The 23,119-nt window shown below is 47.9% G+C and carries 17 protein-coding genes and 1 pseudogene; 12 read left to right on the forward strand and 6 right to left on the reverse strand.

Annotated features, from left to right (window positions below; genetic code table 11):
- Nucleotides 1-6: 6 nt before the first annotated feature.
- From AC5JBY_RS05490 to AC5JBY_RS05525, 8 genes are all read left to right on the forward strand, one after another.
- A complete protein-coding gene (locus tag AC5JBY_RS05490) occupies nucleotides 7-1,416 on the forward strand; it encodes a glucoamylase family protein (protein WP_495903555.1) in 1,410 nt (469 codons plus the stop codon).
- Nucleotides 1,417-1,514: 98 nt separating this feature from the next.
- Nucleotides 1,515-2,342, forward strand: a complete 828-nt coding sequence (locus AC5JBY_RS05495) for a phytanoyl-CoA dioxygenase family protein (protein WP_495903556.1) — start codon at nucleotides 1,515-1,517, stop codon at nucleotides 2,340-2,342.
- A gap of 4 nt (nucleotides 2,343-2,346) precedes the next feature.
- On the forward strand, nucleotides 2,347-4,134 hold the full coding sequence (locus AC5JBY_RS05500) for a family 43 glycosylhydrolase (RefSeq protein ID WP_495903557.1): 1,788 nt from the start codon (nucleotides 2,347-2,349) through the stop codon (nucleotides 4,132-4,134).
- Between the two features lie 5 nt (nucleotides 4,135-4,139).
- The gene (locus tag AC5JBY_RS05505; protein WP_495903558.1) at nucleotides 4,140-4,796 is read left to right on the forward strand and encodes a GDSL-type esterase/lipase family protein; all 657 of its coding nucleotides are present in this window, start codon (nucleotides 4,140-4,142) and stop codon (nucleotides 4,794-4,796) included.
- 10 nt (nucleotides 4,797-4,806) lie between these two features.
- Nucleotides 4,807-7,074: a beta-glucosidase BglX gene (bglX, locus tag AC5JBY_RS05510; protein ID WP_495903559.1), complete on the forward strand. Its 2,268-nt coding sequence runs from the start codon at nucleotides 4,807-4,809 to the stop codon at nucleotides 7,072-7,074.
- A 214-nt stretch (nucleotides 7,075-7,288) separates the two neighbouring features.
- Nucleotides 7,289-8,788: a sulfatase family protein gene (locus AC5JBY_RS05515; RefSeq protein ID WP_495903560.1), complete on the forward strand. Its 1,500-nt coding sequence runs from the start codon at nucleotides 7,289-7,291 to the stop codon at nucleotides 8,786-8,788.
- 118 nt (nucleotides 8,789-8,906) lie between these two features.
- Nucleotides 8,907-9,809, forward strand: a complete 903-nt coding sequence (locus AC5JBY_RS05520) for an EamA family transporter (protein WP_495903561.1) — start codon at nucleotides 8,907-8,909, stop codon at nucleotides 9,807-9,809.
- A 107-nt stretch (nucleotides 9,810-9,916) separates the two neighbouring features.
- Nucleotides 9,917-10,132 carry a hypothetical protein gene (locus AC5JBY_RS05525; protein WP_495903562.1) on the forward strand — a complete coding sequence of 72 codons (216 nt, stop codon included), beginning with the start codon at nucleotides 9,917-9,919 and terminating at the stop codon, nucleotides 10,130-10,132.
- 48 nt (nucleotides 10,133-10,180) lie between these two features.
- On the opposite strand, the gene AC5JBY_RS05530 is transcribed toward AC5JBY_RS05525, so the two are convergent.
- The 6 genes from AC5JBY_RS05530 to AC5JBY_RS05555 form a co-directional block, all read right to left on the reverse strand.
- Nucleotides 10,181-11,014 carry a hypothetical protein gene (locus AC5JBY_RS05530; RefSeq protein ID WP_495903563.1) on the reverse strand — a complete coding sequence of 278 codons (834 nt, stop codon included), beginning with the start codon at nucleotides 11,012-11,014 and terminating at the stop codon, nucleotides 10,181-10,183.
- Nucleotides 11,015-11,147: 133 nt separating this feature from the next.
- On the reverse strand, nucleotides 11,148-12,587 hold the full coding sequence (locus AC5JBY_RS05535) for a glycoside hydrolase family 30 protein (RefSeq protein ID WP_495903564.1): 1,440 nt from the start codon (nucleotides 12,585-12,587) through the stop codon (nucleotides 11,148-11,150).
- Nucleotides 12,588-12,715: 128 nt separating this feature from the next.
- Nucleotides 12,716-14,113 carry a RagB/SusD family nutrient uptake outer membrane protein gene (locus AC5JBY_RS05540; protein ID WP_495903565.1) on the reverse strand — a complete coding sequence of 466 codons (1,398 nt, stop codon included), beginning with the start codon at nucleotides 14,111-14,113 and terminating at the stop codon, nucleotides 12,716-12,718.
- 22 nt (nucleotides 14,114-14,135) lie between these two features.
- The gene (locus AC5JBY_RS05545; RefSeq protein WP_495903566.1) at nucleotides 14,136-17,312 is read right to left on the reverse strand and encodes a TonB-dependent receptor; all 3,177 of its coding nucleotides are present in this window, start codon (nucleotides 17,310-17,312) and stop codon (nucleotides 14,136-14,138) included.
- Between the two features lie 434 nt (nucleotides 17,313-17,746).
- Nucleotides 17,747-18,865, reverse strand: a complete 1,119-nt coding sequence (locus AC5JBY_RS05550) for a FecR family protein (protein WP_495903567.1) — start codon at nucleotides 18,863-18,865, stop codon at nucleotides 17,747-17,749.
- Between the two features lie 406 nt (nucleotides 18,866-19,271).
- Nucleotides 19,272-19,883, reverse strand: a complete 612-nt coding sequence (locus AC5JBY_RS05555; RefSeq protein ID WP_495903568.1) for an RNA polymerase sigma-70 factor — start codon at nucleotides 19,881-19,883, stop codon at nucleotides 19,272-19,274.
- A 275-nt stretch (nucleotides 19,884-20,158) separates the two neighbouring features.
- Here AC5JBY_RS05555 and paaA point away from each other — a divergent pair, with 275 nt between their 5' ends.
- The 4 genes and pseudogenes from paaA (at nucleotide 20,159) to paaC (ending at nucleotide 23,049) form a co-directional block, all read left to right on the forward strand.
- Nucleotides 20,159-21,106 carry a 1,2-phenylacetyl-CoA epoxidase subunit PaaA gene (gene paaA / locus AC5JBY_RS05560; protein ID WP_495903569.1) on the forward strand — a complete coding sequence of 316 codons (948 nt, stop codon included), beginning with the start codon at nucleotides 20,159-20,161 and terminating at the stop codon, nucleotides 21,104-21,106.
- A gap of 160 nt (nucleotides 21,107-21,266) precedes the next feature.
- A pseudogene (locus tag AC5JBY_RS05565) lies at nucleotides 21,267-21,776 on the forward strand (ORF6N domain-containing protein).
- 11 nt (nucleotides 21,777-21,787) lie between these two features.
- Nucleotides 21,788-22,150 (forward strand): 1,2-phenylacetyl-CoA epoxidase subunit PaaB, encoded by a 363-nt coding sequence (gene paaB / locus AC5JBY_RS05570; RefSeq protein ID WP_495903570.1) that lies wholly within the window; start codon nucleotides 21,788-21,790, stop codon nucleotides 22,148-22,150.
- Between the two features lie 143 nt (nucleotides 22,151-22,293).
- Nucleotides 22,294-23,049, forward strand: coding sequence for a 1,2-phenylacetyl-CoA epoxidase subunit PaaC (gene paaC / locus AC5JBY_RS05575; protein WP_495903571.1), 756 nt, complete (start codon nucleotides 22,294-22,296; stop codon nucleotides 23,047-23,049).
- Nucleotides 23,050-23,119: the final 70 nt, after the last annotated feature.

Below are 23,119 nucleotides of genomic sequence, written 5' to 3' on the forward strand. Positions count from 1 at the left end.
ATTCGTATGAAGCAATTGATTGCATTGATGATCGTGCCCGCTGCCATGTGGGTAGCCTGTGGCTCTGCAGAAAACGGAGCAGACAAAGGCACTTCCGGTACAGATACATCCACAACGGCAAAGAGTGACGCCAACCTAAGTGACACGGCCCTGTTCCGGCTTGTGCAGGAACGCACCTTCCAGTACTTCTGGGAGGGAGCCGAGCCCACCAGCGGTATGGGAAGAGAGCGATTCCACGCAGATAACGTATATCCTGATAATGATAAGCATATCGTAACGAGTGGCGGTAGTGGCTTTGGCGTGATGGCGATTCTTGTAGGTATTGAAAGAGGATTCATCACCCGCGATGAGGGAAGAGAAAGACTGGAAAAGATTGTACACTTTCTCGAAACAGCCGATCGCTTCCACGGCGTCTGGTCGCATTGGATTAATGGCGAGACGGGCAAAGTGAAACCCTTTGGTACGAAAGACAATGGTGGCGATCTGGTGGAAAGCTCCTTCATGTTGCAGGGACTGCTGTGTGTACGTCAATACTTCGCCAATGGCAACGAAGCAGAAAAACAACTGGCGGCAAAGATCGATAAGCTGTGGAAAGAAGTTGATTTCAACTGGTACCGTAATGGCAAGAACGTATTATACTGGCACTGGAGCCCCACCTATGCCTGGGAAATGAACTTTGCAGTACGTGGTTATAACGAGTGTCTCATCATGTATGTGTTGGCTGCTTCTTCGCCCACTCATGGCATACCTGCAGAAGTGTATCACCAGGGATGGGCAGAGAATGGAAAGATAAAAGCCAACCCACCCATCACAACAGGAACCGACAGCGTTAAATTCAAATACACACTGGGTCTGCGCCATCAGGGCAACCCTCCCAATGGAGGCCCGCTGTTCTGGGCACACTATTCCTACCTCGGCCTCGACCCGCGCGGACTGAAAGACCAGTATGCCGATTACTGGGAAGAAACAAAAAACCAGGCACTCACCAACTACGAGTGGTGCGTCGCGAATCCTAAAAAGTACAAAGGCTATGGCCCCGACAATTGGGGCCTCACTGCCAGCTATTCTGTAAAAGGATATGCAGCCCATGCCCCGGACGATAAAAATGACCTGGGAGTAATATCACCCACAGCAGCATTGTCATCATTCCCCTATACACCTGATCAGTCGATGGCAGCCATGAAACATTGGTACAACGATTTGAAAGATAAACTGTGGGGACCCTATGGCTTTTACGATGCGTTCAGCGAAACCGCCAACTGGTACCTGCCCCATTACCTGGCCATCGACCAGGGACCGATTGTAGTGATGATGGAAAACCACCGCACCGGTATGCTGTGGAACCTGTTCATGAGTTGCCCCGAAGTAAAAGCCGGCCTGAAAAAATTAGGCTTCCAGAGCCCGCACTTGCAGTAGCTCTGCGAGACCGTAAGCGCCACAACAGTCAGGCCGCTCAAAGCGGCCAGACTAAGTTGTTAAAACAAGATCATGACCAACCAATAAAAACGATTGCCATGACACACTTTGAACTAACACCGGCACAAATAGCCGCCTACAACAAAGACGGGTATGTCATCGTACAAAACTTTTTAACAACAGCAGAAGTAGATAAACTCTACGGAATTGCGACAGGAGACGAAGCCGTTAAAAAACACGCATTCGACCTCAACGATCAAACAGGTAAAAAAACAAAACTCACCCTGTGGTACACACCCGGTAATGATGCATATGGATTGCTGACCAAAAGCAGGCGAATGGTAGAATCGGTAGATAAACTGATGGAGGGCGATGCAGCCGTCTGCCATTTTCATTCCAAGCTCATGCAAAAAGAGCCGAAAGTAGGCGGCGCCTGGGAATGGCACCAGGACTACGGCTATTGGTACAAGAACGAATTTCTGTATCCCGGACAGATGATGTCGGTAATGATCGCCATCACAGAAGCCAACAAGCAGAACGGATGCTTGCAGGTTATAAAAGGCTCACACCATATGGGACGCATCGAACATGGTTTTGCGGGCGAACAGGTAGGTGCTTCACAACATTATGTAGACCTGGCACTGAAAACAATGGAGCTGGTATACGTAGAAATACAACCCGGCGATGCCCTGTTCTTCCACAGTAACCTGCTACACCGTTCCGAAGCCAACCTGTCCGATAAACCCCGTTGGTCATTGATCTCTTGTTACAACAGGAGCTCGAACATTCCCTACAACGAACCATCACAATCCAGCACTGTTCCATTGACGATGGTGCCCGATGAAGCATTACTCGAAGCAACAACAGAAGGCTTGCAGGAAACCTCCAACTTCCTCGAAAAAGAAAAAGATGAAGCATTAAAATAGACAGATGAAAAGATATTGGTTTCTATGCATAGCGATTGTGATCTGTAGTATAGCTCACGCACAAACTACACCACGCACCTACTGCAACCCGATCAACATCGACTACGGCTACACACCCATACCCAACTTCAGCGAGTGGGGCAGGCACCGCGCCACAGCCGACCCCGTGATCGTAACCTATAAAGGGGACTATTATCTTTTCTCTACCAACCAGTGGGGCTACTGGTGGAGCAGCGACCTCAGCAACTGGAACTTTGTATCCCGCAAATTCCTCAAGCCCTGGCATAAAGTATACGACGACCTGTGCGCCCCGGCAGTATGCGTCGTGGGCGATACGATGCTCGTATTCGGTTCCACCTATTCCAGCAACTTCCCTATCTGGATGAGCACCGACCCCAAAGCCAACCAATGGAAAGAAGCCGTAGACTCCTTTGCAATCGGCGGCTGGGATCCTGATATCTTCCTCGATGACGACGGAAAATTGTACATGTACAATGGCAGCAGCAACAAATATCCCTTATACGGCATAGAGCTCAACAGGAAAACCCTCCAGCCGATCGGCACACGCAAAGAAATGTACCTCCTCGAAGATTGGCGCTATGGTTGGCAGCGCTTCGGAGAATACCTCGACAACACCTTCCTTGACCCCTTCATAGAAGGAGCCTGGATGACGAAACACAACGGAAAATATTATCTACAGTACGGAGCGCCGGGCACGGAATTCAGCGGCTATGCCGATGGAGTAGTAGTCGGCGAACATCCATTGGGACCCTTCACCCCACAGCCCGATCCATTTAGCTACAAACCCGGAGGCTTTGCCCGGGGCGCAGGCCACGGCAGTACCTTCCAGGATGGATATATGAATTGGTGGCATGTATCGACCATCGCCATATCTGTCAAGAACAACTTTGAAAGAAGGCTCGGCATATGGCCGACAGGCTTCGACGAGGACGGCGTGATGTGGTGCAATACCGCCTTCGGCGATTACCCGCAATTCCTTCCCGAGGGGCGCGTTTTTGCATTACCTTACTACCAGAACCGGGTAGCTGGCATGTTTCCCAACTGGATGCTACTCAACTATAACAAGCCAGTCACGGTATCATCCACGTTGGGCAGCTATTACGCTAACTATGCGGTAGACGAAAACATCAAAACATACTGGAGCGCAGCTACACCCAACAAAGGCGAATGGATACAAACAGATTTGGGCAATGTAAGCACAGTAAAAGCAATACAAATTAATTACGCTGATCAAGACGTTACATTCCCCCCGGCAATAGACACAGTGTTCCTGGGTAAAACGATCGGCCTGTACCATCAATACAAGATCTACCATTCAGTAGATGGAAAAAAATGGCAGGTACTGGTCGATAAAAGCAACAATAAAAAAGATGTGCCCCACGATTATATTGAGCTGCCGCAAGCTGTGCAAACAAGATATATTAAGCTGGAGAATATACATGTGCCGGCGGGTAAGTTTGCAATCAGCGGGTTAAGAGTATTTGGCAACGGCAATGGCAATATGCCCGATACGGTGAAAAACTTCTTTGTGTTGCGCACCGAAAAAGACAAAAGAAGCGCCTGGATAAAATGGTCGCCGGTAGACAATGCCTATGCATACAACATTTACTTCGGCACCGAACCAGGTAAGTGGTACAACAGCATCATGGTACACAATGCCAATGAATATTATTTTAAAGGCATGGATAAAACCCGGCCCTATTATTTTTGCATAGAAACCGTCAACGAAAACGGCGTTTCAGAAAAAACACACATCACAAAAGTCGAATAACAAAAATGCAAACAGTAAAACGATTCTTTACCCTCTTAGCATGCCTGGTAGTTGCCTTTCAGCTGCAAGCCCAGGATGGCCTCGCAGGCGAAATAAAAGCATTTAAAAAGAAAGATAGCGTGCAGGCGCCGCCAAAGAACCCTATCCTGTTTGTCGGTAGTTCCTCCTTCAGGCTCTGGCCCAATGTACAGGCCGACTTCCCGGGATATACGATCCTCAACCGCGGATTCGGCGGCTCTACATTGCCCGACGTAACGAAATATGCCGAAGACATCATCTTTCCCTATAACCCAAAACAGATCGTGATCTATTGCGGCGAAAATGACATCGCTTCCGATGTTACTACCGCACAGGTTGTCTTCGAACGATTTGAAGAATTGTTTACCCTCATCCGTAAAAAGATGCCGAAAGTGCCGGTAGCATTTGTAGCCATGAAGCCCAGCCCGAGCCGCGAGAAATTCCGCGAAAAGTTGATACAAGCCAATCAGCTCATTAAGGACTACCTCGCCAAACAATCAAAAGCAGAGTATATAGATATATACCCGTTGATGATGCAGAACGGAATATCAGATGAAAGCCTGTACGGCAACGACCGGTTACATATGAATGCCAAAGGATACGCCATCTGGCAAAAAGCAATACAGCCATACCTAAAGAAATAAAAAACGCTATATGATCAGGAAAATGTTAACCATTGCAGCGCTGGTAGCAAGCTTGTACACCAACGCGCAGTTGGCCAAAGAGGTGAAGATGAACCAATACATCACCATCCTCATGCAAAAAATGACACTCGAAGAAAAGATAGGACAACTCAACCTGCCATCCGTTGGCTTCGATGTTACAGGCCCTATACTAAGCCAGGGAGTGGAAGAAAAAATTAAGAAAGGATTGGTAGGAGGAGTGTTCAATACTTATACACCGGTAGCTGTACGTAAGCTGCAGGACATAGCAGTCAATGAAACGCGCCTGAAAATACCCCTGCTCTTTGGATACGATGTAATACATGGCCACCGCACGATATTTCCCATCCCATTGGGCCTTGCAGCTACCTGGGATACGGCACTGGTACAACGCACCGCCCGCGCTGCTGCCGACGAAGCTTCAGCCGATGGGCTAAACTGGGTGTTCTCCCCAATGGTAGATATTGCCCGCGATCCACGCTGGGGCCGCGTAAGTGAAGGTGCTGGTGAAGATCCCTGGCTGGGTTCACAAATGGCGAAAGCAATGGTGAAAGGATACCAGCAAACCGATATGGGAACCGACAACACGGTGCTCGCCTGCTTAAAACACTTTGCCCTCTACGGAGCAGCAGAAGGGGGGAGAGACTACAACACAGTCGACATGAGCCGCATCAGGATGTTCAACGAATACCTGCCTCCTTACAAAGCAGCATTAGATGCGGGCGCAGCCACGGTGATGACTTCTTTCAATGAAATTGACGGCATACCGGCCACCGCCAATAAATGGCTGCTCACCGACCTGCTCCGCAAACAGTGGGGCTTTAAAGGCATGATCGTTACCGACTATACCGCCATCAACGAAATGATGGCACATGGTATGGGCGACGCAAAAAAAGTAGGCGAACTGTCTTTGAATGCAGGAGTAGATATGGACATGGTGGGAGAGATATTCCTGAAACACGGCGTTGAACTGGTAAAAACAGGAAAAGTAACAATAGCGCAAGTAGATGCTGCCTGCCGCCGGGTGCTGGAAGCAAAATACAAATTGGGATTGTTCGATGACCCCTACCGTTACGTAAATGAAGCACGTAATAAGACAGCGATCATGAACGATGAAAAAATATTACTCAGCAAGCAGGCCGCTATCAAAAGCATAGTGCTGCTGAAAAATGCCAACCAGGCACTTCCCCTCAATGCTGCTAAGAAGATTGCATTCATTGGCCCCCTCGTAAAAGATCAGCGCAACCTGATCGGCAACTGGAGCGGAGCGGGCGATTGGAAAAAAGCAGTAAGCATCTGGGCGGCAGTAGAACAAAAGTTCGGCGCTGGTAAATTCTTATACGCCAAAGGATGTAACCTCATAGATGATCCTACCCTGCGCAAAAGATTGAACGATCATGATGGACAGATCACACCCGATGAAAAAACACCTGAGCAGCTGATCGCAGAAGCAGTACAAACAGCACAGCAATCAGATGTAGTAGTAGCCGTATTGGGAGAAGCATTCGGCATGACCGGAGAAGCAGCCAGCCGCAGCATGATCGGCCTGCTCGATAACCAGGTAGAACTGCTGAAAGCATTGAAGAAAACCGGAAAGCCCATCGTACTGGTATTGATGAATGGCCGTCCCCTTACCCTTTCCTGGGAAGACCAGAACATGGACGCCATACTCGAAACCTGGTTTGGAGGCACACAAGCCGGCAACGCCATCACAGAAGTCTTGTTTGGAGAAGCCAACCCATCAGGGAAGATCACGATGACCTTCCCCCGCAACGTAGGACAAGTACCTATCTACTACAATGCTAAAAATACAGGCCGTCCTTTCGACGAAAACCAGAAGTACACCTCCAAATACCTCGACGTACCCAATACGCCGCTGTATCCATTCGGACATGGCTTAAGCTATACCACCTTTAGCTATGGCGATATCAAACTGAGCAAAACATCCATCGCTGCTACTGATAAACTGCAAGTGACAGTTAACATTTCGAATACAGGCAACTACGATGGAGAAGAAACCGTACAACTGTACATCCGCGACATGGTGGGCAGCATTACACGTCCGGTAAAACAACTGCGCCGCTTTGAGAAAGTAACACTCAAAAAAGGAGAAAGCCGCGAAGTGAGCTTTACCCTCACAGTAGAAGACCTGAAATTCTTTAATAAAGACCTTAAATGGGTGTCAGAGCCCGGCGACTTCCGCGTGTTTGTCGGCACCAGCTCACAGGAAGTAAAACAAGCAACATTTACCCTGAAATAAACGGGCAGGGTATTGTTCACTACAAAGGGTGGGTCGCCTTCCAAAGGCGGCTCACCCTTTTTTGCTAACTTGTCTTATACAATACTGTCATTTCAAATGCAGCACTGTGAGAAGTCAGTTATCGAAGCAATGGGAATTGCCCGGTCCTTTAGGGCCGGGGTTAAAGATCAAAATCTTATCTGGGCTTTAGCCCAATCACTCAAACCAGCGTACTATGAAATATAAATGGCTGTCTGCATTTCTTATTTTGCATTTGGGCTTACAAGCCACCCACGCCCAAACAACCCGCCCCAAACCCATGAACATCATCTTCATCCTCGCCGATGATCACCGCTATGATGCCATGGGCTTCATGAATAAAATAAAAGGACTCCAAACGCCCGGCATGGACCGCATGGCCAAAGAAGGAGCCCACCTCGCCAATGCATTTGTATCGACCGCCCTTTGCTCTCCAAGCCGCGCATCTATATTAACAGGCCAATACGCACATACACATACCGTCGTCGACAACGATGCGCCCCTGCCAGCTAACCTTACCTTCTTTCCGCAACACCTGCAAAAGAACGGTTACCAAACAGCCTTCCTCGGCAAGTGGCATATGGGCAACACCGACGACCGGCCGCAGCCGGGTTTCGATCATTGGGTCAGCTTTCAGGGACAAGGCGTTTACTATGACCCCACCTTCAACATCAATGGACAACGCATAAAACAACCCGCCGGCAGTTACACCACCGACCTGCTTACCGACAACGCCATCGACTGGCTGAACAAACGCAACAAACAAAAACCATTCTTTGTATACCTCTCCCACAAAGGTGTACATGCAGAGTTCAAACCGGCCAAACGACATGAAGGGAAATATGCCAACCTCCCGATCGTATGCCCGCCTTCCATGTACCTCACTGCTACTGACAGCAGCAAAATATACGGAGAAGTAACAGCACCGGCCACCACGGTCAACTACAAGGATATACCCCAGTGGGTACGCAGACAGCGATATAGCTGGCATGGCGTCGATTACATGTACCACGGCGATATAAAGTTCAACGACTTCTACCGCAACTACCTCGAAACATTACTGGGTGTTGATGAAAGCATACAACGTGTATTGAATTGGGTAAAAGAACAGGGACTGGAACAAAATACGATGGTCGTTTACATGGGTGATAATGGCTTTTCCTTCGGAGAACATGGCCTGATAGACAAGCGCCATGCATATGAAGAGTCCATGCGTGTACCCTTATTATGTTGGGCGCCGGGACTGGTAAAAGCAGGCACGACCCTGCAGCAGATCATCATGAACATCGATATAGCACCCACCTTCCTGGAGATGGCGGGCATTGCCAAGCCTGCCAATATGCAAGGCAATTCATTTGGCGACCTGCTACGCGGAAAGAACATACCCTGGCGTGATAGAGTATTCTACGAATACTATTACGAAGCATCCTTCCCGCAAACACCCACCATCTTTGCCATCCGTACCAATCAGTACAAATACATTTACAACCACGGCGTGTGGGATATCAACGAACTATACGACCTGCAAAAAGACCCTTATGAAATGAACAACCTGATCCGCGATACAAGCCTGCGCAAAACGGGACAACAACTCAAAAAAGAACTGTTCCAGTGGCTGGAGCAAACCGACGGATTACAAATACCCCTCAAACAACCACCCGGCAGGATCGACCACCAGTATCGTAACACCTATTAAAAGACCTGAAAGGTTTCGCCTGGCCAGCGCAAAGCAAAAAACTGTCAGGTCTCGTTTAAATTTCCTGTGAAAGTTGTCACGTTTTTGCCCGCTCCTTTATCTATATATAATAAAAGACATGAAAAACCAATCCACAAAGGCTGTCCTGTATGTACTGGGAGGAGCAGTGAGCTATGGCGTGCTGGCCACCTTTGTCAAGCTGGCATATGATGGAGGATATAAGTTAGTAGAAGTAACAATGGCCCAATACGCAATCGGGTTATTGTACTTCATAGTAGCCGCGCTGATCAGCAAAATGAAAAACAAAAGAAATCCCGTTTCCCTGGGCAGGCCGGCATTGTGGTTGATGGCAGGCGGCACGACCTTCGGCCTCACCGGTTACTTTTATTACCTTGCGCTACAGTATATTCCGGCATCCATTGCTGTGGTATTGTTGATGCAAACAGTTTGGATGGGCGTAATAGCAGAGTCCATCCGCCAGCGAAAGATGCCTTCCCTGCTTCATGGCGCAGCTGTGATAGTAGCCATTGCAGGCACAGTGTTGGCCACTAATGCCATCACTCAATTAGATCAACTGGATATACGAGGCGTCTTATGGGGTTTGGCCTCAGCCGTAGTGTACACGATTGCCTTGTACACATCCGAAGTAACAGCACCAGGCATCGACGACACGGGAAAAAGCCTTTGCATGCTCATCGGTGCAACAACTGCCCTGGCATTGGTCAACGTCCGGGCCTTTGATACATCATTCAACTTTTCCATCTTCTGGACCTGGGGATTATTGCTCGGCGTATTTGGTACGATCATACCACCCCTTTTCCTCAACAAAGGATTGCCGGTTACAGGATTGGGCATGGGCTCCGTCTTGATTTCCATTGAAATACCGGTATCCATACTGATGGCCGTAACATTCCTGCCCGAAAAAGTAAGCCCCCTGCAATGGTTGGGAGTAGGCTGCATCCTATGCGCCATCCTGCTGATCAACTACAAACGCCTAACTGCTAAACCTGAACCTGCTTAGAAATCAGTCGCCAGCCTCTGGCTGGTGACGGGTATTTCAAAGCCTCTGGCTTTGCTCGTCTACTTCCGCGAGGTACGTGATTTGCATAGCAAGAGAAAAACAATCACATGCGCATAATCGGTGTTATACTATTAATCGGAGGCATCCTCCTCGGTTACTTTGGCTACCAGAAATTAGATAAAAATAAAGCCGAGGTCAAGATCGGAGACCTGGAATTGAGCGCCAAAGACGAAGGCAATACTACATCAGCTTACATTATGATGGGCGCCGGAGTAATAGCGCTGGTCGGTGGAGCAGTAATGCTGGCTCGTAAAAGCAGTTGATTCACTCGCTCGCCTCTGGCGAGTGAGGCTATTGCAGAGCCTCTGGCTCTACCACCCTGCTACTAATAATCTCGAAGCAGCCTTCACACCACAATGTTGATAGCGGTCGTAAGCTACGGCCGCTCGCTGCCTTATTTGAGCAGGCGATTCATTGACCAGCCATCCGGCAATACTGGCTTCCAGTGTGTAAGCCTCCGGGCTCATCAACCCGGTGCTCCAGATCAGCGGAGAAGCGCCCGCCTTTTCGATACCCGAACGGAAAAAGCGTTTACTGATACAGGCCAGAATAATGGTTTCCCTTTTAGAGTCGTGCAGCTTGGCCGGATATTCCGGCAGCGAGAAATCCATCAGGCCATCATGACCGGTATAAGCGATCAGCTGAGCCGAACCTCCAATACCCAGCGTTACATTGTTTACCTGCAAAGGCCGGTTATTCCTGCCTGCGGCAGCATGAAAGAAATCGATCGTGCACGATTTGATGGCAGCCCCATCATAAGCATCGGCAACGATATAAGCATTGCTGGACTTGTGCTTGAACACACATCGCTCCAGTATGATGTTAGAAACATTTTTGGTAGTACTGATCAATTGCCAGCTGGCATGCTTCTTAAAATATCCCTTCACGCCACCCGCACAACCCCAATATAAATTATTGGCTGGGTCCTGACCATTCCCGATGGCAGCAGGCACAGGAACGATACCCTGATTCTTATTATCACAAAGCGCCACAAACACATGAATTACCCGCGCAGTATTGTGAATAAGCGTGTCGGCAGAAGAGGAAGAAGCCTGTACGGCTAAAGCCGAATGGCCTGCAGCAGCCGGATCATGCCGGTTTCCGCAGGCCACTAACAGCAAAAGAAGTAAAAAGAATCGCATCATCCCTTAGATGCAACCCCTCCCAAACTCCATATGCCTTAAATGTCTTTTCCCCTTTTTAACATTTCAACTCATCAACATCTCAACCAACCAGGCAAACACCCTTTCAACCTGTCAACATATTAACCTATCAACCTCACCACACATACGTCGCCACCGCACCCCCATTCAACCCATGCGTCACCCACTTCCCTTTAAACCTTATATTAAAAGTTTCCGCAGTATTACCATCATTTGACACGATCAGCACCTTCTTGCCGGCAGGCGTTAGGAAAGCCACATTCTGCAAATTGCCGGCGATACCGCTGGCTATGCGTACAGAACCAGCAGGAACAAATTTCGAAGCATGAGCAATAATATAATAAGCCACATTACGCGTCACAACAGAACCACTGATGGTCAGCGCACCCTTGCAGGTGGTGCAGCCCCCTTGCGTATGCGGACCAAAAGAAGCATCATTAGCCAGGTTCCATTCCAACGCATTCTTACTCCAGTTGCGCGTAGCGCCGACAATTACATTCTTTAGATGCCATTTCAGGTCACCATCAAAACTGCCATTCGAAGCAGTATACTGCTCGGTAAAATAAACATGCTTATCAGGATGCGCATTGTGCACCTGCGTTAAAGCAGTGATATTACCTGCATACAAATGAAAAGCAGAACCATTGACAAACGGTTTGGCGGCCGCATCATCAAGGATGGCCAGCGGATAGTCAGGCCGGTCGCAATTATGATCATAAACGATGATCTTGGTGGCGATGCTGGCAGCCTGAAAAGCGGGCCCCAGGTGGTTCTTGATGAAGTCAGCCTGCTGCGCGGCAGACATGGATAAGCTGGGATTATTACCCGGATGCAGCGGCTCATTTTGAGGAGTGATCGCATCGATGGTAATACCCTCCGCTTTCATTTGCTGTATGTACTTCACAAAATATTTGGCATACACACTATAATACTCAGGCTTCAGGCTGCCGCCGATAGAGCTGCCATTATCCTTCATCCACACGGGCGGACTCCAGGGAGTAGCAAGAAATTTAATAGCAGGATTGATAGCAACAATTTCCTTTAGCAAAGGAATGAGATCAGCCTTATCAGGATTGAGACTAAATTGATCGAGGTTCACATCAGTTTGCCCGGCAGGCATATCATCATAAGTAAAAACAGAAGCACTAAGATCAGAGGCTCCGATACTCAGGCGCAGATAATTGACGCCGATAGCATTCTCTTGATTGCTGAAAAACTCCTTCAGCAGGTTGGATTTGTCGGTAGCGCTCATGCGGTTGATCACATAAGCACTGCCGCCGGTAAGCGTATAGCCAAACCCATCCATACTTTGGAACTGTTGCGTACTATCAACGTCGATACTCTGGAAAGCATTGGCTGTAGTGTCAAAGGAAAGCACCACCGTTTGCTTTTGCAGCAAAGACGATTGATCCCCGGTAGTCATCCAGGCAGCAACATCCGGATTACCTACAGACGGAGGATTGGGAGGAGGATTACCACCACCGGAATCATCATCCTTACCCGAACAACCCGTCAGCCACAGAAAAACCAAAAAAGGAAACACACGCAATTGCATACTTCAAGGTTTAAAAAGAAAGGTGGGCCTTTCCACAACCCACCTTTCATGAATAAAATAACAATCAGGCATCCACTCCAGTCAGGCCGCTCAAAGCGGCCAGACTATTAACCCCAAAGCTCGACGCTCTACTTATTAATATTGGGATTCCTATCAACCTCATCCTGCGAGATCGGGAAATACAACTTGGCATCCGTTACATTATAATTCAGCGGAGTACCATTGCCATCAACCTGCGCATTCATCACCGCTACAGCGCGGCCGGTACGGATGAGGTCAAACATACGATGACCTTCGAAAGCCAGCTCCAGTTGGCGCTCCTTTTCAACAGCCAGTCTCAAAGCCGGCTGTGTAGTGGCAGGAGTATTGCCTAAACCTACACGCCCCCGTATCTTATTCACAAAAAACTGGGCACCGGTAGCATTATCAAGTTGATTCAATTCAGTCAGCGCTTCAGCCTTCAGCAACACGATATCGGCATAACGCAGACGGAAAGTATGACTCTTGGCATCTGGGTCACGATACTTGTAGATCACGGGAGTAGGCTTGGGCCAGTAATCATCATTCCAGGAAGGCGTTACATAAGTAATACTGGCATTCTTTCTCACCAGGTCACCCTCGGCATCCCAGGCCTTCACCACAGTGTGAGAAGGAATGTTGAACTTCTTCCAGTCACCCCACATGAAAGGCGTATTCATACCGGTAAGCCAGTTCTGACGAACACTGCCATCATACTGCGTTTCCCAGATAGATTCCACACTATTGATAGTGGCAGTGAGGAACAGGTCTGCATAATTCGGAAGCAGGTTATAACCCAGCCCGGTCACTGCATCACAATATTGATTCACCTTGGCCCAGTCGGGACTTGGTTTCTGAGCATACACCTTAGCCAGCAGTGCATTAACAGCGCCTTTACCGATCAAAGTTTTGTTGGGAACAGTTTGACGCACTTTAGGCAGCGCATACTCCAGGTCCTTAATGATCTGGTCATACACTTCCTGAGTCGACTTTTTAGAAGGGAACATTTCATCCACAGTACCCGGCACATCGAGAATGATAGGCAGTTCCTTCCAGCTCCGTATCGCATTGAAATAATACCAGGCCCTTAAAAAAGCAGCTTCACCCAAAATTTCTTGCCGCCTCGTCTCTGTTAAAGTGCGGTCCTGCATCTCAGGCACATAAGCCAATACGATATTACAATTCTTGATATTCGTGAACAGGTAATTCCAGTCACGCTTTACGTTACCATTATTAGAGTTCACCGTATACCGGTCGATACTGAAGTTGGCAGCATTATCACCACCGGCATAAGCATTATCCGCCATCACATCCCCGTTTACGAGGAAGTCGAGCGTGAAATACTCATCATAAATACCGGCATAAGCACCCGACAACAAAGGTTCAGCAGTGATCTCAGACGGCAAAGCATTCGAAATAGGTTCCTTCTCGAGGAAATCTTTAGTACAGGATTGCAAAGAAGCAACACCAAACAATCCCGCAGCTATATAAATTGAAAAGCGTTTCATAACACTTACATTAATAGGTTAATTAAAAATCTGCAGTTACACCAAAAATGAAAGAGCGCGATTGCGGATAAGTACCATAATCGATACCCATGGCAGGTCCGTTGGGACTATTCTGGCTCACCTCAGGGTCGAAGCCCTTGTAATTGGTGATGGTAAACAGGTTCTGCGCAGTAGCATAAACACTCATACGCGTGATGCCGAACTTCTGCAACAGGTTAGCGCCAAACTTGTAACTGAGCGTCACCGCTTTCAACCGCATGTAAGAACCATCCTCCACAAAGCGTGAAGAAACAAACGTGTTATAATCATTAGAGTAACCGGCAGGAGCGCCTGCAGTACCACCCGTAGCACGGGGAATATCAGTAACCTGGCCGGCAGTTTTCCAACGATTCAACACCCTGGTACTTTGATTTTTGGAATCATACATACCCTCAGTCTCTATGCGGGAAGCGTTGAAGATATCATTACCCTGAATCCCCTGAATGAATACATTCAGCTCAAAATTCTTATAGCTCACAGTATTCGTAAGACCATAAATGAAATCAGGCTGGGCATAACCAATAAAAGTTCGATCGCTATCAGAAAGACCACCACTCTTATCGAGATCAGCATATCTGATCATACCATTCGCAGGCTCTACACCTTCAGATACATAACCATAGAAAGAACCCAGCGGTTTGCCAGCTTCAACACGGATAGCATTGCCACGCTCATACACACCACCATAAGGAATACTCTGCGTAAAATCACCGAGGCTGGTTACCTTATTACGGTTGAAAGAAATATTACCATTGATATTCCATTTCACTGCACGGCTGTTTACAGCAACAGCATTCAAGGTAAACTCCAGACCCTTGTTCTCGATAGAGCCAACATTATAAGTTTGGCTGCCAAAACCAGAAGAAGGAGGAGGTTGAACAGCTACGAGCAGGTCATTGGTCTTCTTGAGGTAAGCATCGATCGTTACATTCAAACGATTATTCAGGAAGCTCGCATCAACACCTACGTTTGTTTGCGTGGTCTTTTCCCATGTCAGCTTATCCTTGGGCAGGTTGTCGAAAGTATAACCACCAGCGCCATCAGGAACAAACAACGCGCGGGAAGCGTAATCAGCAATTGCATCATTACCAGTCTTACCCCAGCCAACACGCAGCTTCAGGTCAGAGAAAAGATTATTGTTCTCCATGAACTCCTCATTGCTGATACGCCAGGCCACAGCCACAGATGGGAACACACCCCAGCGTTCAGAACTTGGGAAGCGTGAAGAACCATCATAACGTACGTTGGTAGTCAGCAAGTACTTATCCTTATACGAGTAGTTCACCCGGGCGAGATAAGAACGTTTGCTCCATTGTGATTCAGTAGTTGGCATGCTGATCCTCAGCTGAGCAGCATTCAAAGTACGAACCGATGCATCGGGGAAGTTACGACCCTCAGCATAGCTGTACTTGTAATCAGACTCCTGCATGGTATGACCCACCAGAGCACTGAAATTATGATCACCAAACTGCTTCGTATAGTTCAGCGTATTTTCAAACAACCACACAAAACGTTGCGTAGAAGAAGTATAAGCCACACCCTTTACACTACGGCCATAGTCCGTCATATAAGGGTCCTGGAATTTATCCCAGCGGCTGCCTTGCGATTCGATACCGAAGTTCGAACGGAAATTCAAACCTGGCATCAGCCTGATGTCAGCGGCGATATTACCCAGCACACGGTTGTCGATACTCTTCTGATCGGCGCCAAACGCCATGGCGATGGGGTTTTCCCAGCTACCCTGGTTCACGTTCGAAGTATAAGTGCCATCAGGTTTATAAATACCCAAAGTAGGAGGTGAGCTGAGCGTAGAGAGAATAGTACCACCACGCGCGCCACCGGCATTATCAGTGATGTCAACAAACGTAGAACGCAGGTAAGAAAGATTGGTAGTAACAGTCAGCCAGTCCTTCACCTTGTTTTCGAGATTGGCGCGAACAGAATAACGATCATAATCAGCTGGAGCAACAACACCCTGTTGCTTTTGATAACCAGCCGATACATAATAACGGTTACCGGCATTGCCACCGGAAACAGCCACCTGCACATTTTGTTCCTTACCAGTGCCAAAAGCTACATCCTGCCAATCAGTATTATTGTTATTAGGATCAGTATAACCCATGGATTTGATCAGGTCGAGGTATTGATCCCTGTCGAGTACATCCACTTTATTGGCAAAATTGGAGAAACCAGTATAAGCATTCACGGTGATCTTCGCTTTACCCGAAGTGCCCTTCTTCGTAGTGATCAGCACCACACCATTGGCGCCGCTGGCGCCATAGATAGCGGCAGAAGAAGCGTCCTTCAAAACCGAGAAAGTTTCAATATCCTGCGGGTTCAAAAAGTCGATACTGCCAACGATCACGCCATCTACTACATAGAGCGGGTCATTGGTGGCAGTGAGCGAAGTATTACCCCGCACACTTACCGTCAGTCCCCAGCCCGGTTTGCCCGAAGAAGCAAACACATTCACACCGGCAGCTTGCCCCTGTAAGCCGGCGGCGGCACTCACGATAGGCCTGCTTTCAAAATCACTGGCCTTTACAACAGATACAGCGCCGGTGATATCTTTTTTACGCTGACTACCATAACCCACCACAACCACCTGGTCCAGCTGCTTATCAGAAGGAGCCAGCTCCACGTTTACCACGTTCTGACCGTTTACTGGTACCTCCTTATCGAGGTAGCCGATATACGAGAACTTCAGCGTGGCGTTTTCTTCAGCCGTAATACTGAACTCTCCGGAATTGTCGGTAGAGGTACCGGTAGAAGCCCCTTTCACCGTGACCGACACGCCGAAAAGCGGTTCATTGTTAGGCCCGGTCACCTTACCGGTAACACGGATCGCCTGCTTCTCCTGCGTTTCAGAAATAATAGCTATCAGGTTGTTACCCAACATCCTGTAAGTAAGGTCCGTGTTGGAAAGGATCTTATCCAGCGTTTCCTTGATACCCGAATTCTTTACATCCACACTCACCTTCTGCTTCAGCGCTTTCAGGTCATAATTATACAGAAACCGGAATCCGCCTGTCTTCTCAATCTTATTCAAAACCTTGTCGATAGAAGTCTGTTGCAGATTCAGCGTGATGTTGCCTTGACCGTACACATTTGCGTGTACCTGGCAAACACTTAGCACAACCAGGAAGAAGGTTAACTTCATAATCAGTAGCAGTTTAAAGAGCGATGGGGCGAGTGCATACCTCCTCCTGGGAGGCGTACTTTTTTTCATATATTTACGCTTTAAGGTGATCAAATCAGAACCCCGGCCGATTTACCAGATCTATTCCGGAATTCTGTTACTGCCTTAACGGGATTCCGCTCCAACGGGATCCCATTTTTATATCTTATAAAGCCATCCCAAACAACCCCGCTCCAACAGGGCATTTGAGATTTAGCTATACAATCATTTCTTACTTTTTCATTTCAAACGTAGCTCACGTTTCTTTGTCATTTCGAACCCTGCCATACGCTGCTATGCAGTCAGTAAAATTCGCAGGGTGAGAAATCTGCTATCGAATCAAACGCATTGCCGATTGTCGACTGCCGATTGCCGAATCAAACGCCACTCTGAACGCTGGACTCACGACTCTGAACTTACCTAATCACAATCTCCCTCCCTTCCATCGTATACTCAAAAGGAGTAATGATGCGCAGCGCCTCCAACGCTTCACGAAGCGTTTCAGTTTCGAAACTCCCCTTGAGGCGATAACGCTTCAGCTTCTCATTGTTGATAGTGATCTTCACATCATACCAGCGCTCCATCTTGGCGGCGAGCTCTTCAAAACTGTCGCCATAAAAATTCAGCTTGTTATAAAGCCAGGAAGTCTCCTTGATAATACTGTCTGGCTTGTTTTTAGGGAGCATGGTCACAGAAATGGTCGGCTCCTGTAATCTTGTCGAACCAGTTGGCCGGCTGGGAGCAATATCACTGCTGGACAATTCCTTCTTAGTAAAGACCAGCTTCTCATGGGGGCGGAGAATAACCTTGGGCGCATTGGGGTCATTTTTGCGCACCACTTCAATAGAACCTCTTAATAAAGTAGCTTCAATAGTTTCATCAGAGGCATACGACTTCACATTAAAAGCCGTACCCAACACTTTTATATCGATACCCGAAGTATGTACGATAAAAGGCCGCTGCGCGTCGTGCCGCACATCAAAAAAAGCTTCCCCTTCAAGATTCACTTCCCGCTTATTAGTATTGAAGTTGTCGTGGTAAGAAATACGGCTGTCCGCATTCAGCCAAACAACAGAGCTGTCAGGCAACATCAGCTTCGACCGGCTGCCAGCCTTGGCAACTACCTCGCTCAGCGGCTTACTTTCTGCGATCATATCAGGATGATCGTTGGTCTTCCCCTTGGCAAACTGGTAAATGACCAAAGCACTGCCAGCCACGCCGATAGAGATAGCGGCAATGGAAAGCCAGCGGCGCAAAGACACTACTTTGCGGGGCGGTTCAATGTCAGTCGGTAAAGGAGAAATTGAGTCGGAAGGAGAAGTTGCATGAAGAATGCGCTGGAAACTTTCCTCTTCGTCATTGATGCCCTCCTGGAATTGATCAGGGTGCTGTTGCCAGTACGAAGAAAGAATTTCATACACGTATTGCTCGCCGCCGTTGTCCTGCAGGTAGGCCTGAAGCTCCTCCAATTCAGCCTCGGAGGCTTCGCCGGATAGTTTACGGGCAATCAATTCATAAATACGCTGGTGCGGCATTAAATGGCAAGCTTTGTATAAATAAGACAAGCATTTTGAAACCATCTACTAAGCCACCCTTAAACTTTTTTTAACAGTTGGTATAAAAAGAAGGAAGGCGCCAGAATGGCATAATTAAAGCCGTGCGAATAGATGGGGAAAAGCAAAAATGACCAAAAGATCAGAGGAGATCATGGCGGGATACAGTATAGATGCTGTCAGGATGCTGTGGATTTAAACTAAACCAAAACTAAACCAAAGCCAGACTTAAGCTAAACCAAAGCTAAGCGGACCACTTTTTCAGGCCGTATTTGGAGGTAGGTCCGGGAGCCCCGGAAAAAGAGAAAAGCGAAAAAGAAAGTGTGCAAAACGGGCCTTTATACATGTAATAAATATACTGCAACAATGGCAGCTTTCCTAGAAATGATTAGCCTTTTTTGGGGGCGGAAGACTTCTGTCGGGGGAGTTTTTCAAAATCCCGGCGCACGGCATCAGCTATTCGCTGCACCGCAATAGCCATTTGCGCATCGATCGTATTGATGGAGATATTCAGGATTTCAGATACCTCTTTATAACGAAGACCATCTTCCCGGATGAGCTTGAAGATCATCTTGCAGCGGGGAGGCAGCGCCTCGACAGCCTGCTTTATTTTTTGGTAAGTCTCGGCAGTGATCATGATCTGCTCTGGCGACACCCCCGTTTCCTGTAAAGCAATATCTATATTATCGAAAGGCTCTATGATACTCTCACGTGCCTTCTTAGATAAATAATTCAGCGCAGTATTCTTGGTGGCAATGTACAGGTAGATCCTTAGATTATTGATCTCTGTGATGGAAGAACGCTGGTTCCAGAGGCGGATAAAAACATCTTCTACAATTTCTTCAGCAGCCTCTTTCGTCTTTACCAGTGCAAAAGCAAAATAGTGGAGTCTTTTATGGAATAAGTGATACAACTCGCGGAACGCAAGCTGGTCACCCAATGCCACTTGTTGTAGCAGAGGCTCCCTATACGCAAAATCGTGATCCTGTAGATGCTCCATGGTCGGCAATCGTTAACAAACAGAACAGTTCAATCGTTGACTAATAGCTGGTCCTAACCATTTAATCAGTGCAATGTACCAATCCGTTCAATTCGGAAACACTCCTGATCTGTGCACTTCGGGCCATCGGGCAGTGCAACCCTTCATCAAATCAGAGTATTCCGCGATGCAATCTGCTGCTTCAGAGCTGCAAAATACAACAAAACTATAAGCTAACAACCGTTAGCGCAACTGCAAATAATAATTATCTTTGGGAATAAACTAAAAAGCGAGCCATGTCTGTGCAGGAACTCGAAAAGATATTTCAACACAAAGTAGACCAGGAAACCAAGATAGAGCCAAAGGATTGGATGCCCGATGCCTATCGTAAAACGCTGGTCCGCCAGATCAGCCAGCACGCACACAGCGAGATCGTAGGCATGCTGCCCGAGGGCAACTGGATCTCCCGTGCTCCCAGCCTCAAACGAAAAGCCATCCTGCTGGCCAAAGTACAAGATGAGGCCGGCCATGGACTTTACTTATATTCAGCAGTCGAAACGTTGGGCACTACCCGCAACCAGACCATCGAAGACCTGCACAGCGGAAAAGCCAAATACTCCTCCATCTTTAATTACCCCACCCTCACGTGGGCTGATATAGGCGCCGTTGGCTGGTTGGTAGATGGCGCCGCCATCCTCAACCAGGTAATGCTATGCCGCACGTCCTACGGGCCATACGCCCGGGCAATGGTGCGCATTTGCAAAGAAGAAAGCTTTCACCAGCGCCAGGGATTTGAAATACTACTCGTCCTTTCAAAAGGATCACCCGAACAACGCGCCATGTGCCAGGACGCCATCAACCGTTGGTGGTGGCCCTCCCTCATGATGTTTGGCCCCAAAGACGGCGAATCCACCCACAGCGACCAAAGCATGACCTGGAAGATCAAACGCAAAAGCAACGATGAACTGCGGCAGCAGTTTGTAGATATGATTGTGGAGCAGGCCAAAATACTCAACGTCACCCTCCCTGATCCCGAACTGAAATGGAATGCCGAAAGAGGGCATTATGATTTCGGGGAAATAGATTGGGTAGAATTTTGGAATGTGGTGAAAGGAAACGGCCCCTGCAACAAACAACGCCTCGAAGCCCGCCGCAAAGCCTGGAACGATGGCGCCTGGGTCCGCGATGCCGCCGCCGCCCACGCCGAAAAACGCAAAGCACGCCAGCAAGACAAAGCCGCCTAAACTTGAGGTTTCATCTGAAGCCTCAAAAATCATAAACCATGTCTAAGGACGCAATTTGCGACCTTAGAAAACAAGACCTCCCAACTTGAGGTCACAAATTGTGACCTCAAGATTAAGATCACTGATTCAATATCCTTAACTAAAACTATATGATTGTTGTATGAAAATCACCTTGATTCAGAATAGAATCTTTGAAATAAGAGGCCATAAAGTAATGATTGACTTTCACTTAGCTGAGCTGTACGAAGTAACAACAAAGCAACTCAAGCAGCAGGTGAAAAGAAATATAGGACGTTTCCCTGCTGATTTTATGTTTGAATTGACGTAGGACGAACTTAAGAACTTGAGGTCACAATTTGTGACCTCAAGTTGGGGAGGCTCAAGATATGCACCCTATGCTTTTACTGAACAAGGCGTTGCAATGCTCTCCAGTGTGCTTAACAGCGAAAGAGCTATTGACGTAAATATTGCGATCATAAGAACTTTTGTCTTATTGCGACAATACGCACTGGACTATAAAGACCTGGAAAGTAAGATCAAAGAATTGGAAAAGAAGTATGATAAGAATTTTCAACAAGTTTTTGCTGCTTTGGAGTTATTATTAAAAGGCAAACGGAATGAAGCAGAATTTAAAAACAGGAGAAGAGTTGGGTTTAAACAAAGCCAATAAATAAGTTAACCATGAACATACGACTAACAAAATACTACTACGGAGATATCCCCGAAGAAAAAGGAGGCGGAGCCGGCGCATCAGCAGATACTGCGGCCGATTGGCCACTCTGGGAAGTATTCATCCGTAGCAAACAAGGTCTCGACCACAAACACGTCGGCAGCCTGCAAGCCGCTGACGCAAAGATGGCCATTGAAAATGCAAGAGACGTATACACCCGCCGTTCAGAAGGCATCAGCATTTGGGTAGTGGAAAGCAAATACATCCATGCTTCCAACCCCGACGATGCCGGCGCCTTCTACGAACCCGCCAACGACAAAGTGTATCGCCACCCTACATTCTATGACCTGCCCGATGAACTGAAGCATATGTAATATAACGTCATCAGTTGAAGGGTGGGTCGCCTTAAGCCCCTTTAGGGGCTACAGCTTTGTAGAAATATGTATCCAAAAGGTTTTGTGCGCCGTAGAGCTTGTCCCACTCAGCGGGATGCACTACTCTTAAAAACGACATTGATTTGAACCAGACATTAATTAACTACATATTACATTTAGCCGACAACACGCTGATCCTCTCCCAACGCAACAGCGAATGGTGCGGCCACGGCCCTGTGTTGGAACAGGACATCGCCATCACCAATATCTCTTTGGACCTCATCGGCCAGGCGCGTAGCCTTTATCAATATGCTGCAACCTTACAAGGTGGCAACACCACCGAAGACTCCCTCGCCTACCTGCGCGACGAGCGAGCCTTTAAAAACTGCCTGCTCACAGAACTACCCAACGGCGACTGGGGACAAACGATCCTGCGACAATTCTTCTTCAGCACATATCAACACTTGCTGTATGAACAACTGTTACACTCTAAAGATGAAACCCTCGCAGCCATTGCAGAAAAGTCACTGAAAGAAGTAACCTACCATGTTCGTTGGAGCAGCGAGTGGGTCATCCGTTTAGGCGATGGTACAGAAGAAAGCCATCAACGCATAGCAAAAGCATTACAGGAATTATGGAGCTATACCGGTGAATTCTTTATACCGGCCGATTACGAAACAGCGACAGCGAGTGAAGGAATAGGAGTAGAGGTCGCAGCACTACAACAACCCTGGCTCAATAAAGTACAGGAAATATTACAGGAAGCCACCCTTCCCATGCCCGAAGCAAAAGTATACATGCAAACGGGCGGCAAGACAGGCGTTCATACCGAACACCTCGGATACATCCTGGCCGAAATGCAACACCTCCAACGCGCCTATCCTGGTGTGGAGTGGTGATTGATCTGAGTTGCGTTGTCATTCAAACAAAGGAACTCACGCCACCCACGCTGTCATTTCGAACGGAGCC

The sequence above is a fragment of the Paraflavitalea sp. genome (assembly GCF_059502485.1).